The following is a 12204-nucleotide window of genomic DNA, read 5'->3' on the forward strand; positions in this document are numbered from 1 at the left end:
TCGGTCACCACCCGGCCGGGTGTCGCCGCTGCCACCGCACACGCCGCTCGAGCTGCGCCCCGATCGCGAGCAGGGACCGCTCGCCACCGGGTCGGCCGATCAGCTGCACCCCCATCGGCAGGCCGCCGCCGTCCGGGTGGTCGTCCGCGGTGACCCCGACGGGCAGCGTGATCGCCGGCAGCCCCGCGACGTTCGCCATCGAGGTCCACGGCGAGTACGCGCACTGGCGCCGGAAGTCCTCCTCCGGATCGGTGCCGTACCAGCCGAGCGGCCGCGGGGTGAGCGCGAGCGTCGGCGTCAGGACGGCGTCGAAGCGGTGGAACGCACGGATGAGCGCGACCGAGAACGTGTCGAGCGCCGTCATCGCGTCGAGCACGTCCGTGCCGGTCAGTGTCCGGCCACGGGCGACGAGCCACGAGACCAGCGGTGTCAGGGCGTCGAGATCGATGCCCGGGACGAGCGGCAGCCGCGCCGCGCTCGACTCCCAGGCGACGCGGAAGGGGTCGCCGTAGGGCACGCGGGGCATCGCGACGTCCTCGACCCCGTGCCCGAGCTCGCCGAGCACCCGCACGGCGGTGTCGACCGCCGCACGTGCCGCGGGGTCGACCACGACGTCGACGGTGTCGTCCCACGGCGACCCGTCCAGGACCCCGAGCACGAAGCGTCCCTCGCCCCGGACGGCCGCCGCGGTGAAGGGGCCGTCGCCAACGTCGGGCGTCACGAGGGCGTACGGGGTCGGTTCGTCCAGGCCGGTCGGCGCGACCAGGGCATCGAGGTACATGCCCGCGTCCGCGACGGTGCGGGTGATCGGGCCGGCGACGGACAGCCCGCCGACCCCGCTGCGGCCCGGCATCGACGGCACCCGTCCGCGGCTCGGCTTCAGCCCGACGAGTCCGGTCGCGGCGGCCGGGATGCGCACCGATCCGCCGCCGTCCGACCCGACGGCGGCCGGCAGGAGTCCGGCGGCCACGGCGACGGCCGCACCGCTCGACGACCCGCCCGGCGCGCGGTGCGTGTCGTACGGGTTCCGCGTCACGCCGAACGCCGTCTCGGACGACGACGACATCCCGAACTCGGGGCTCGCCGTCTTGCCGAGGCTCACCGCGCCCGCCGCGTCCATCGCGGCGACGAGCGGGTGGTCGGCTGCAGCCGGTCGCGGCGGCAACGAGGCGGTCCCGGACCGGGTCGGCACACCGGCCCGGTCGTACAGGTCCTTGTCGCCGGACGGCAGGCCCCACAGCGGCCGGGACGTCGGCACCAGAAGTCCGAGACGGTCGGCCCGCTCGCGTGCGGCGTCCGCGGTGACCGTCACGAACGCGCCGAGCTCGCCGTCCAGCCGCGCGATCCGGGCCAGGTAGTGGTCGGTGGCTTCGCGGGCCGTGGTGTCGCCGCGGCGGATCCAGTCCCAGAGGTCCTGCGCCGACAGGTGGTGGAGTTCGAACACGATCCCCGAGCCTAGGCGCGCCGCCCCTCGGTACGCTCGTCGGATGGCCCGCCGCTACCCGTCCACGATCGCGGCAGCCGTCGAACACGAGATCGTCATCACCCGGTCGCGGTTCCTCACGCACGTGGTGCCCGCGTCGGACCCAGCCGAGGCTGACCGGGTGATCACGGACATCCGCAAGCGGGCGTGGGACGCGCGGCACCATTGTTCGGCGATGGTGACCGGGGTCCTCGGCGACCAGGCGCGGTCCTCCGACGACGGGGAGCCTTCCGGGACCGCCGGCGTCCCGATGCTCGAGGTCCTGCGCCGGCGCGAACTGACCGACGTCGTCGCGGTCGTCACGCGCTGGTTCGGCGGCGTGAAGCTCGGTGCCGGTGGCCTGGTCCGCGCCTACTCGACGTCGGTGTCCGAGGCGCTCGACCGGGCGACGGTCCTGCACCGCGAGGCCCTGATCGACGTGTCGGTGGACGTCCCGCACGCCGACGCCGGTCGCATCGACAACGTCCTGCGGGACTGGGTCGTGCGGCACCGGGCGGTCCTCGGTGCGACGTCCTACGGCACCGAGGCGACGTTCTCCGTGTCCGTGCCGCACGCCGACGTCGCCGTGCTGCGCGCCGACCTGGCCGCGGCGTCAGGAGGCGTGCTCGATCCCGTGGAGGGCGCCGAGCGCATCGTGGACGTGCCGGCCGGGCAGTTCCCCGCGGGGTCCTCGGGAACGTGACAGTGGCTGGCGACTTCGTGAACGGTCCGCACGGTCCGGTACCGGTGCGCCGGTACGAGGCCAGCGTCCCGACCGCCCCGACGCTGCTGTGGCTGCACGGCGGCGGCTTCTTCCGCTGCGGCCTCGACCAACCCGAGTCGGACGCGGTCGCCCGCGCCGCGGCCGAGCGGGGCATCCCGGTCGTGGCCGTCGACTACCGGCTCGGTCCACTGCCCGGCCTGGCGTGGATCGGTCGGCGCGGTCCCCGGGCACGCCTGGCTGCCCCCGCCGCCCACGACGAGGTGCTCGCCGTGTACCGGTCCGTCGTCGTCGACGCACCGCGGGGCGTGGTGGTCGGCGGCGCCAGTGCCGGGGCGTGCATCGCGGCTGGGGTCGCCAGGGCCCGGTCTTCCGACCGGCCGCCGATCACCGATGCCAAGCCCGACCTGCGCCCGGTCCTGATGCAGCGCGTGGTCAGTCGAGCGCGAGCTGTTCGAGCACGTGGAGCAGGGACGCGTGTTCGATGCCGTCGGTGCGGCTCAGGAGGTGCTCGCGAACTGCGGCGGCGTGGATCGGACGAGCGACGCGAACGAGGTCTGCCCCCTCGTCCGTGACACGGACGAGGACGCCACCCTCGACGGATCGACGACTCAGGAGGCCGCGCTTCTCCATCCGTGTGAGCTGGTGGGAGAGCCGCGTGCGGTCCCACTGCAACAGGGCGCCGAGGTCGTTCTGGCGGAGTTCGCCGTCCCCGAGCTCGACCAGGCGAGTCACGATCCCGAAGTCCTGGTCGGACAGCCCCGAGCCGGCCTTGACGTCGTCAGCCACGCGCTGCCGGACCTGTTCCGCAGCGGTCTTCCACGCATGCCAGAGGCGCTGTTCGTGCGCGGTCAGCGGTGCGGTCATCCTCCGAACATAGGGCAGTGGTGTTGACACGTCAACGTAGCCGGCGCATGCTGTTGACATGACAACACACAGCCACACCAGGAAGATCGCACTCGTCACCGGCGGCAACAAGGGCATCGGCTTCGCCATCGTGCGTCAGCTCGCGCTCGCCGGGTTCACCGTGCTCCTCGGTTCGAGGAGCACCGTCGCCGTGCAGGAAGCCGCAGGGACGCTCGACGGTGACGTCCGGCCCGTCGCGCTGGACGTGACCCGGCAGGACCAGGTGGACGCACTCGCCGCGCAGGTTTCGGCCGAGTTCGGACACCTCGACGTGCTGGTCAACAACGCCGGCGTGAACACCCTCACCTTCCACCCGATGGACCACCTCCCGAAGCCCACCGAGGAGACGGTCGACGACATCAGGAACGTGTACGAGGTCAACGTGTTCGCGGTCGTGCGGATGATGAACGCGTTCCTTCCGCTGCTGATGGAAGCCGACGCACCGCGCGTGGTGAACGTCACGAGCAAGCGTGGTTCCATCGGCGAAGCGGGCGCCTGGGTCGGGCAGCCGTCGATGGCGTACTCCAGCTCGAAGACGGCCCTCAACGCGCTGACGGTCCACTACGCCCGCGAGTTCGCCGACACGGCACTGAAGGTCAACGGCGCAGCCCCTGGGCACGTCGCCACCGACTTCAACGACTTCCGCGGAACGAGGACCCCCGACGAAGGGGCTGCTGTCGCTGTCCGCCTCGCCACCCTGCCCGCTGACGGCCCCACCGGCATGGTCATCGAGGACGACCGGCAACTCGCCTGGTGACCCGCCCGTGTCCGGTCGACGCGCTCAGGGCTGTTCCCATGCCCCGTTCCGTCGAGCGGCCAGGACCGCGGCTGCGACTGCTGTCAGGACGAGGACCAGGACCAGCGTCGTGGCCGCCTGCGTCCCACTGGTCGCCACCACCGTCCCGGTGAGTGCTGCACCCAGCGCGATCCCGGACGCGGAAGCCGAGTTGATCCAGGTGAAGGCCTGGGTGCGCTCCGACGGGACGACCGTCGCCTGGACGATCTGCGAGGACGAGGCGAGCAGCGGTGCGACGGCGCTCCCACCGACGACCAGCATCACCGAGAGGCCGAGGAGTGTGGGCCAGACGACACCGACGAGCACGCCCACGGAGAGCACGATCGTCGCGAGCAGCTGGACGGTCGTCGGCCGCGGCGTGGTCCGGAGCGCGCCGTGGCCGAGCCCGGCGACCATGCTCGCGGCGCTGGAGAGCGCGAGCATGAGTCCGGTGAGCGGACGCACCCCTCCGGCCGTCGCAGTCGCCGTCACGAGCAGTGGGACCGCCCCGAAGAAGCATCCCAGTCCGAGGTTCACCCCGAGCACCGCCAGGAACCGTGGGGCACGGAGTGAACTCCGCGTGCGGCCCGCGGCCCGCCCTCGTGCCGGGCGCGCAGGCGGACCGGTGCTGCGGTGCAGCGCGAGCGCCGCACAGCCGGCGCTGACGAGCGTGACCGCCGCGACCGAACCCGCCCACGGGACGAGGGTTGTGCTCGCGAGGGTGACGAGCACGGGACCGGACAGGAAGACGACGTCGTTGACGCTCGCTTCGAGCGAGAAGGCAGTGCGGAGTGCCGCCGGTTCCGTGACGAGCGCCGACCACCGGGCCGCTGCCAGTGCGCCCGGTTGCGGCATCGCTCCTCCCGCGACGACGACCGCAGCCAGGGTGACGCTGATCGGCGCGATCCCGGCGAAGGAGATCGCCGCGGCGATCGCCGCGGCGTGGACGAGGACGACCACCGGGACCGTGACCGCCTGGCCCCACCGGTCGACGAGGCGCGCGACCTGTGGACCGGCCACGGCCTCCGCGATCGCGAACGTGGCAGTCGCCGTGCCCGCAGCTGCGAACGACCCCGTCGCGTTCTGGACCGAGAACAGCAGTCCGAGTCCTGTCATCGCCACGCCGAGGCGAGCCAGGCCGGCTGGGATGAAGAACGCCCGTGCACCGGGTCGACCGAGGACGTCGCGGTACCGGGCGGTGGCCGACCGGAACGGCTTGGATGCCGAGGAGATGAGGGTGCGCGCAGTCGCCATGGGCGATGCCTCCGACGCGACGCCCGGGACCGATCGGCAGACAAGTCGGCCTGGGCTTCGACGATCCCCGCGACACCGCGGTACACCTTCATCATGCCCGGCACGGACTAGCACAAGCAAGCACACACGGACGGCCGGCCGGCCGCACAGCCGGGACCCGAGACCGTCAGCCGAGCGCACCCCGATCCGCGATCGCACGGTTCGCGGCGGTGATCCCGGCGAGGTCCTCCGCGGAGAGCCCGGCCCGCCGCAGGATCCGACCGAGCACGGCGTCCTTCATCGCGCGGTATTCGTCGAGATCCGACGCCCGAGCGGCGGCGTCCCGTTTGACCGCTGCGTACTCGTCGCGGAGCGCGTCGTCGGCCCGCAGGGTGTCCCGGACGGCCAGGTGGTTGCGCAGTGCGAGCGATCCGGCGACCACGACGTACGTGTTGCTCGGCCGGAAGCGCTCGGGCGTCACGAAGGCGACGCGTCCGGGGACGTCTCCCCCGGCAGACACCCGGAACCCGATCGACGCCAGCGCTCGGACCGCCGCAGCGACGTCGGCAGCCGCGACGACGACGTCCACGTCGATCATCGGTTTCGCCGCGAGTCCCGGGACCGCGGTGCTGCCGACGTGCTCGATCCCGCGCACCACGACACCCGAGGCCTCGAGCGCCGCTGCGTACGCGTCCCTGAGCTCCGCGAACCGGACGCGCCACAGCGACCGGTACTCGACGACCTCGACGTTCCCCACACCCCGACGGTAGCGTCACGCCCGGACAACGCTCCCGCGGGACTCTATCCTTGGTGAGAACCACTCTCAGAAAGGATGACAATGTCCGACACCACCGACACCCCCACCCCCGAGGACGACCACCGCGTCGCCGAGCACGACGTGCAGGAACACGAGCACGGCGCCGACGGCGACGAGCACGAGACCGTGCAGCACGGCGACCACGTCGACTACGTGCACGACGGCCACAAGCACGCACGCCACGGCGACCACTACGACGAGCACTAGACACGTCAGGCTCACGCCCCGGAGATGCATCCGGGGCGTGAGCCCGTTCCGGGCACGAAGTCCCTCGACGGATGGGACGATGGACCCATGACCGCCACGCTCGTCGCCAAGGGCCTCGCCGGCGGCTACGCCGCACGCACACTGTTCGACTCCCTCGACCTGACCGTCGCGCCCGGCGACGTGATCGGCGTCGTCGGGGTGAACGGCGCCGGCAAGTCCACGCTGCTCCGACTGCTCGCGGGCGTGGACGAACCCCTCGCCGGCACGGTCTCGCTGGCCCCGGCAGATGCCTTCGTCGGGTGGCTGCCCCAGGAACACGAGCGGGTCGCAGGCGAGACGGTGTCCGATTACCTCGCGCGTCGCACGGGCTGCGCGGCGGCGACGGCCGAGATGGACACCGCGGCCGCGGCACTCGGTGACCCGGACGTGGGCGACGACGCCGGTGACCGGTACTCCGTGGCGCTCGACCGGTGGCTGGCCTCGGGGGCAGCCGACCTCGACGAACGCGCCCCGGCGGTGCTCGCCGACCTCGGGCTGACGCTCGGGAGCGCCGAGGGCTCGGTGACCGCCGAGTCGCTCATGACGTCGCTGTCCGGGGGGCAGGCGGCGCGGGTGGGCCTGGCGGCGCTGCTGCTCTCGCGGTTCGACGTCGTGCTGCTCGACGAGCCCACGAACGACCTCGACCTGGACGGCCTGGCCCGTCTCGAGACGTTCGTGCACGGGTTGCGCGGTGGCGTGGTGCTGGTCAGCCACGACCGCGAGTTCCTCGCCCGGTCGGTCACCGCGGTGCTCGAGCTCGACCTGGCGCAGTCGTCGAACCGGCTGTTCGGCGGCGGGTACGACGCGTACCTCGAGGAGCGCGAGATCGCCCGGCAGCACAAGCGGGACGCGTACGACGAGTTCGCGGCGACGAAGGCCGACCTGGTGTCCCGGGCGCGCACGCAGCGGGAGTGGTCGAGCCAGGGTGTCCGGAACGCCATGAAGAAGGCGCCGGACAACGACAAGATCCGCCGCAAGGCCGCGTCCGAGTCGAGTGAGAAGCAGGCCCAGAAGGTCCGGCAGATGGAGTCGCGCATCGCCCGACTGGACGAGGTCGACGAACCGCGCAAGGAGTGGCAGCTCGAGTTCACGATCGGGCAGGCCCCGCGGTCCTCTTCCGTCGTCGCCACCCTGTCCGACGCGACCTTCACCCAGGGCGACTTCACGCTCGGCCCGGTGTCGCTGCAGGTCGACGGCGGCGACCGCATCGGCATCACGGGGCCGAACGGCGCGGGCAAGTCCACCCTGCTCCGCGCGCTGCTCGGCACCCAGGCGCCGACGACCGGCACCGCGAGCACGGGGTCCAGCGTCGCCGTGGGCGAGATCGACCAGGCCCGCGGCCGCTTCGTCGGCACCGAGCCCCTCGCCGCGGTGTTCGAGTCGCTGGTGCCGGAGATGGCCACCGCCGAGGTCCGCACGCTGCTGGCCAAGTTCGGCCTCAGGGCGGACCACGTCGGCCGTGCGTCCGGCGAGCTCTCCCCCGGGGAACGCACCCGTGCCGGGCTGGCGCTCCTGCAGGCCCGGGGCGTGAACGTCCTGGTCCTCGACGAGCCGACCAACCACCTCGACCTGGCCGCCATCGAGCAACTCGAACAGGCGCTGGAGTCCTACGACGGCACCCTCCTGCTCGTCACGCACGACCGTCGGATGCTCGAGACGGTCCGCCTGGACCGCCAGTGGCTGGTGCAGGCGGGCCGCGTCACGGAACGGTAGGACCACCGGACAGGAGGCCCGGTGCGGGCCCGCACCGGGCCTCCCGTCCGTTCCCGGTCCCGACGACCGCCGCCACCCCCCTGGTGCGCGAGCGCGGTCGGGCGTACTCTTCGCGGCAAGTGACCCTGGACCTCGGCCGCCGGATCGATCTCGTCGTCCGCGCCAGCAGGGAGCACCCCGTGTCCGTTCCGCAGCCTCCGGTGATCATGCCGCGACGCGGACGGGCCGTCCTGTGGACGGACGACCACGGCCGCGGGACCCCGGGCGCAACGGCGCGTCCCGGTACGGCTCCCGCGCGGCAGGGCGAGCCGACGCTGCGGCGACGGCACGCCCGCGGGCCGGTGGGACCCTGACCCGAAGGGGTCCCATCGGCCTCCGCCGGCCCGGCCGGCCGCGCTGCGACGTGCACGGACGGCCCCGATCTGGTGGACTGGACCCGGAGAGGGGTCCACATGCGGCGCACCACCTGGATCGCGGCCGGAGCGGCGGGGGTCGTCGCGGTCGGGATCGTCGTCGCCGTCGTGGCCGGCACCGCGAGCGGCCCCACCGAGACTGCCGCTGCGCCCACACGCTCGGCGACCCCGCGACCGACACCGACGCCGACACCGACACTCGCCGCCGTCCCCTCAGCCCCGTCGTCGGCCGAGCTCGCCGCGCTGCCGTTGGCGTACCACGACGGGGTCATCCCGCAGCTGCTCGACGGCACCACAGTGCACCCCGAGACCACGTGGGAGATCGCCACGCCGACGGCCCCGCTCGTCGCGCTGTACGCCAGCCCCGCTGCCGACGCCACCCCGGTCGCGACGCTGTCGACGACGGTGTCCACGATCGACACGCCGGCTGCGACGGCCGTGTGGGGTCGGTCCGCCGGCGCGGACGGGGGGATGCTGCTCGTCTCCACCCCGGCGCGGAACCGGACGCCGGGCGACGGCGGCGATCCCCAGGCGCCGAGTGCCACGTTCGCGTGGGCCCGGGCCGCGGACTTCACCGTCACCGGGACCGACCGGATGATCCGCGTCGACGTCGCAGCCGGCACGGTCTCGGTCGTCGGGAAGGACGGCTCCGTGTCGGCGACCGAGGCAGCACGACTCGGGACGCCCGACGACCCGACGCCGACGGCGACCTCGACGTACGTCGAAGCGGCATACGTCGACACTCGCGTGACGTACACGCAGGGCAACCCGATCATCCTGACCGGGGCGCACTCGTCCCGCATCCCGTCGTACGGTGGGAACGCGGCCCTGACGGCGCTGCACTTCTACCCGGACCCGACGGGCAGCTCCCACGGCTGCGTCCGCATCTCGGCCGCGATGACGAAGACGCTCGCGCAGCTGCCGGTCGGCACCGCGATCCAGTTCACCTGACGGTCGGTGCGAGCCCGAGGCGCTCGATGACCTCGTCGCACTCCTCCTGCGGCGTGCGGTCCGCAGCGACGGTGATGTGCGCCTCGTCCGGCTGCGGCAGCTCGAGGGTCGCCAGCTGCGACGCGAGCAGGGCGGTCGGCATGAAGTGGCCGGAGCGCGCGGCCATCCGGTCCCCGATCAGGGTGCCGTCGCCGGCCACGTGCACGAACACCACTCCGGGCGCACGGAGCACGTCGCGGTAGGAACGCTTCAGCGCGGAACAGGTCACGACACCGTGCGTGCCGGATGACAGGTGGTCGCGGATCCACGCGGCGACCACGTCGAGCCACGGCCAGCGGTCCTCGTCGTCGAGCGGGGTCCCCGCCTGCATCTTCGCGACGTTCGCGGGCGGGTGCACGGCGTCGCCCTCGGCGAAGTCCCAGCCCAGGCGGTCGGCGATCATCGCGGCGACGGTGGACTTGCCCGACCCGGAGACGCCCATCACGACCAGGACTCGTGCGTCGAGGTCGCTCATCGGATCGGTGTTCATCGGATGAACACCCCGGCGAGCAGGACGCCGAGCAGCCCGAGGACGGAGATCAGGCACTCCAACACCGTCCAGGTCTTGAAGGTCTGACCGACGGTGGTGTTCAGGTAGCCCTTCACCAGCCAGAACCCGGCGTCGTTGACGTGTGACAGGAACACCGAGCCCGCTCCGATCGCGAGCACCAGGAGTGACACGACGGGTGACGACAGGTCGTGCGCGATCGGCGCCATGATCCCGGCCGCCGTGACGGTCGCGACCGTTGCAGAACCGGTGGCCACGCGGACCAGGGCCGAGACGACCCAGGCGACGAGCAGGACGGAGACGCCGGAGTCCTTGACCGCGTCGGCGATGACCCCGCCGATCCCGGTGTCGATGAGCACCTGCTTGAACCCACCACCCGCGCCGACGATGAGCAGCACCCCGGCGACCGGTGGCAGCGCGCTCTCGAGGGACTTGGCGACGGCGGAACGGTCCATGCCGCCTCCGATCGCGAAGAACACGATGGCGTAGAGCGCCGCGATGCCGATCGCGATCATCGGGGTGCCGAGGAAGTCGAGCAGGCCGACCCAGGTGCCGGAGGCGTCGGGCACGGTGGCCTCGCGGATCGCCTGGGCCAGCATGAGCACGACCGGCAGCAGGATGCCGACGAGCGCGACGGTGAAGGACGGGCTGCGCGGTTCGCTGATCACGCGGGTGAAGTCGCTCTTGCCGTTCGGCAGGGACGCGGTGTCCTGGGTGGCGGGGCCGCGCCGAGCCTCCCGGCCCTCGTGTGCAGGGTCCCTGGGACCGGACCCGGTGTCCCCCGCCGACCCGCGTGCACCGAACAGGTCGGGCGCGGGGATGTCGACCCAGCGGGCCGCGAAGCGGGCGAACACCGGTCCGGCCAGGATGATCACGGGGATCGCCAGCACGATGCCGAACGCCAGGGTCGTGCCGAGGTTCGCGCCCACCGTGGCGATCGCGACGAGCGGGCCGGGGTGTGGCGGGACGAAGGCGTGCATGGTGGACAGGCCGACCAGTGCCGGCACCGCGATCTTCATGATCGGGACGTCGCTGCGCTTCGCGACCAGGACGATGATCGGGATGAGCAGAACCAGGCCCACCTCGAAGAACATCGGCAGACCGATGAGTGCGCCGATGAGGGCCATCGTCCACGGCAGTGCCGCAGGCGAGGACCGGCGCACCAGGGTGTCGACCACGCGGTCGGCGGCCCCGGAGTCGACGAGCATCTTGCCGAACATCGACCCGAGCCCGACCAGGATGCCGACGCTCGTCATCGTGGCGCCGAAGCCGTCCCCGAAGCTCGTGACGGCCTTCTCCGGCGCGAGTCCCGCACCGATGCCGACCCCGAGTGCGCCGATCGTGAGCGCGACGAAGGGGTGGATCTTCAGCCAGGTGATCAGCACGATGATGACGACCACGCCGATCAGCGCGGCGATCACGAGCTGTGGGACGGGACCGGCGGCCTTGACGGTCTCGGTCCCCGCGGCGAGCAGTGCGCCGCCGGCGGTCGGGAGATGAGGCATCGGTGCCCCTTCCTGGGACCGCTGCTCCGCGGTCCCGTCACGGTCGTGTGCGGTGTCCGAGCAACTCCGCAATAATCTGATTAATCAGACTACACGGCGGTGCGCCGCGCACAGCCCGCCCGTCACGGCAGTCTGCCGCTGTGACGGACGACGCGTCACGGCGACGATCGATCGATGCTGCACGGAGGAACGATGACCACGCCCCGGGGCCTGCACGCGCACGTGCTCGACACGCTCGGCGAACGCATCGTGTCCAGCGACGTCCCGCCCGGCACGGTCCTGCGTCCCGAGGACGTCGCGGCGGAGTTCGGCGTGTCCCGGTCCGTCGTGCGCGAGGCCCTCCGCGTCCTGCAGTCCCTCGGGCTCGTCGAGCCGCGACAGCGCGTCGGGACCCAGGTGCTGCCCACGACCGCGTGGGAGCTCCTCTCCCCCGCCGTGATCCGCTGGCGCGGCGGACCCGCGACCTACTTCGCGCAGCAGCGGGAGCTGCTCGAACTCCGACTCGGCATCGAGCCCGTCGCCGCCGGGCTGACCGCCGCACGCGGCGTCGCGGTGACCGGGGCCGTGCTGGACGCGGCGCTCGAGATGGTCGACGCGGCCGCACGGCGCGACGGGCGCGCGTACCTCGAGGCCGACGTGCGCTTCCACCGGGCGCTGCTGGTGGGCTCGGGCAACACGGTGTTCGGGCACTTCGCCGGCACGGTCGAGGCACTGCTCCGCACCCGCACGGGCGAGTCGCGGGACACGATCACCCGGTGGACCGACGCCGCCGCAGCACGACACGAGGCCGTCGCGCGTGCGGTGGCGGCCGGGGACGCCGCGGCGGCCGGGTCGGCGGCGACCGCGCTGCTGTCGGTCACGCGGGACGAGTTCATCGCCGAGGCGCCGGCGGATCCGGCGCGGTAGCGGGGTCGG

Annotated in this window: 12 protein-coding genes and 1 pseudogene; 7 read left to right on the forward strand and 6 right to left on the reverse strand. The window is 72.7% G+C overall.

Annotated elements, in window-relative coordinates:
* Window positions 1-4: 4 nt before the first annotated feature.
* Window positions 5-1444: an amidase gene (locus ASG04_RS14765; RefSeq protein WP_056125894.1), complete on the reverse strand. Its 1440-nt coding sequence runs from the start codon at window positions 1442-1444 to the stop codon at window positions 5-7.
* 43 nt (window positions 1445-1487) lie between these two features.
* Between ASG04_RS14765 and ASG04_RS14770 the strand changes: the two genes are divergently transcribed.
* Entirely contained in the window at window positions 1488-2165 is a 678-nt protein-coding gene (locus ASG04_RS14770; protein WP_056125896.1) for an IMPACT family protein, read from the forward strand.
* Between the two features lie 44 nt (window positions 2166-2209).
* Window positions 2210-2362, forward strand: a pseudogene (locus tag ASG04_RS18115) (alpha/beta hydrolase); the annotation flags it as partial.
* A gap of 256 nt (window positions 2363-2618) precedes the next feature.
* Here the strand turns inward: ASG04_RS18115 and ASG04_RS17940 are convergent.
* Window positions 2619-3050, reverse strand: coding sequence for a MarR family winged helix-turn-helix transcriptional regulator (locus ASG04_RS17940; RefSeq protein WP_056125898.1), 432 nt, complete (start codon window positions 3048-3050; stop codon window positions 2619-2621).
* A 58-nt stretch (window positions 3051-3108) separates the two neighbouring features.
* On the opposite strand from ASG04_RS17940, the gene ASG04_RS14780 reads away from it, so the two are divergent.
* Window positions 3109-3846, forward strand: coding sequence for an SDR family NAD(P)-dependent oxidoreductase (locus ASG04_RS14780; protein ID WP_056125900.1), 738 nt, complete (start codon window positions 3109-3111; stop codon window positions 3844-3846).
* 24 nt (window positions 3847-3870) lie between these two features.
* On the opposite strand, the gene ASG04_RS14785 is transcribed toward ASG04_RS14780, so the two are convergent.
* On the reverse strand, window positions 3871-5118 hold the full coding sequence (locus ASG04_RS14785) for a hypothetical protein (RefSeq protein WP_056125902.1): 1248 nt from the start codon (window positions 5116-5118) through the stop codon (window positions 3871-3873).
* Window positions 5119-5284: 166 nt separating this feature from the next.
* Window positions 5285-5854 carry a GrpB family protein gene (locus tag ASG04_RS14790; RefSeq protein ID WP_056125903.1) on the reverse strand — a complete coding sequence of 190 codons (570 nt, stop codon included), beginning with the start codon at window positions 5852-5854 and terminating at the stop codon, window positions 5285-5287.
* 81 nt (window positions 5855-5935) lie between these two features.
* On the opposite strand from ASG04_RS14790, the gene ASG04_RS14795 reads away from it, so the two are divergent.
* The 3 genes from ASG04_RS14795 to ASG04_RS14805 all read left to right on the forward strand — a co-directional run bounded on the left by ASG04_RS14795 (window position 5936) and on the right by ASG04_RS14805 (window position 9237).
* On the forward strand, window positions 5936-6121 hold the full coding sequence (locus tag ASG04_RS14795) for a hypothetical protein (RefSeq protein WP_056125905.1): 186 nt from the start codon (window positions 5936-5938) through the stop codon (window positions 6119-6121).
* An 87-nt stretch (window positions 6122-6208) separates the two neighbouring features.
* A complete protein-coding gene (locus tag ASG04_RS14800) occupies window positions 6209-7873 on the forward strand; it encodes an ABC-F family ATP-binding cassette domain-containing protein (protein ID WP_056125907.1) in 1665 nt (554 codons plus the stop codon).
* Between the two features lie 452 nt (window positions 7874-8325).
* Window positions 8326-9237: a L,D-transpeptidase gene (locus tag ASG04_RS14805; RefSeq protein ID WP_056125910.1), complete on the forward strand. Its 912-nt coding sequence runs from the start codon at window positions 8326-8328 to the stop codon at window positions 9235-9237.
* Here the strand turns inward: ASG04_RS14805 and ASG04_RS14810 are convergent.
* Together ASG04_RS14810 and ASG04_RS14815 are read right to left on the reverse strand one after the other, a co-directional pair.
* Window positions 9230-9751, reverse strand: coding sequence for a gluconokinase (locus ASG04_RS14810; RefSeq protein ID WP_056125912.1), 522 nt, complete (start codon window positions 9749-9751; stop codon window positions 9230-9232). The two genes, ASG04_RS14805 and ASG04_RS14810, sit on opposite strands and share 8 nt — an antisense overlap.
* 11 nt (window positions 9752-9762) lie before the next feature.
* The gene (locus ASG04_RS14815) at window positions 9763-11289 is read right to left on the reverse strand and encodes a GntP family permease (protein WP_082518246.1); all 1527 of its coding nucleotides are present in this window, start codon (window positions 11287-11289) and stop codon (window positions 9763-9765) included.
* A gap of 192 nt (window positions 11290-11481) precedes the next feature.
* Between ASG04_RS14815 and ASG04_RS14820 the strand changes: the two genes are divergently transcribed.
* Entirely contained in the window at window positions 11482-12195 is a 714-nt protein-coding gene (locus tag ASG04_RS14820) for a FadR/GntR family transcriptional regulator (protein ID WP_056125914.1), read from the forward strand.
* Window positions 12196-12204: the final 9 nt, after the last annotated feature.

The organism is Curtobacterium sp. Leaf183, from assembly GCF_001424385.1.
In the GTDB taxonomy this organism is placed as follows: Bacteria; Actinomycetota; Actinomycetes; order Actinomycetales; family Microbacteriaceae; genus Curtobacterium.

Excerpts from the sequence above, each read along its gene's own strand:
- ASG04_RS14795 (WP_056125905.1), top strand. The coding sequence starts at position 5,936 with ATGTCCGACACCACCGACACCCCCACCCCCGAGGACGACCACCGCGTC.
- ASG04_RS14785 (WP_056125902.1), bottom strand. The coding sequence starts at position 5,118 with ATGGCGACTGCGCGCACCCTCATCTCCTCGGCATCCAAGCCGTTCCGG.
- ASG04_RS14780 (WP_056125900.1), top strand. The coding sequence starts at position 3,109 with ATGACAACACACAGCCACACCAGGAAGATCGCACTCGTCACCGGCGGC.
- ASG04_RS14815 (WP_082518246.1), bottom strand. The coding sequence starts at position 11,289 with ATGCCTCATCTCCCGACCGCCGGCGGCGCACTGCTCGCCGCGGGGACC.
- ASG04_RS14820 (WP_056125914.1), top strand. The coding sequence starts at position 11,482 with ATGACCACGCCCCGGGGCCTGCACGCGCACGTGCTCGACACGCTCGGC.
- ASG04_RS14770 (WP_056125896.1), top strand. The coding sequence starts at position 1,488 with ATGGCCCGCCGCTACCCGTCCACGATCGCGGCAGCCGTCGAACACGAG.
- ASG04_RS14800 (WP_056125907.1), top strand. The coding sequence starts at position 6,209 with ATGACCGCCACGCTCGTCGCCAAGGGCCTCGCCGGCGGCTACGCCGCA.
- ASG04_RS14805 (WP_056125910.1), top strand. The coding sequence starts at position 8,326 with ATGCGGCGCACCACCTGGATCGCGGCCGGAGCGGCGGGGGTCGTCGCG.
- ASG04_RS14810 (WP_056125912.1), bottom strand. The coding sequence starts at position 9,751 with ATGAGCGACCTCGACGCACGAGTCCTGGTCGTGATGGGCGTCTCCGGG.
- ASG04_RS17940 (WP_056125898.1), bottom strand. The coding sequence starts at position 3,050 with ATGACCGCACCGCTGACCGCGCACGAACAGCGCCTCTGGCATGCGTGG.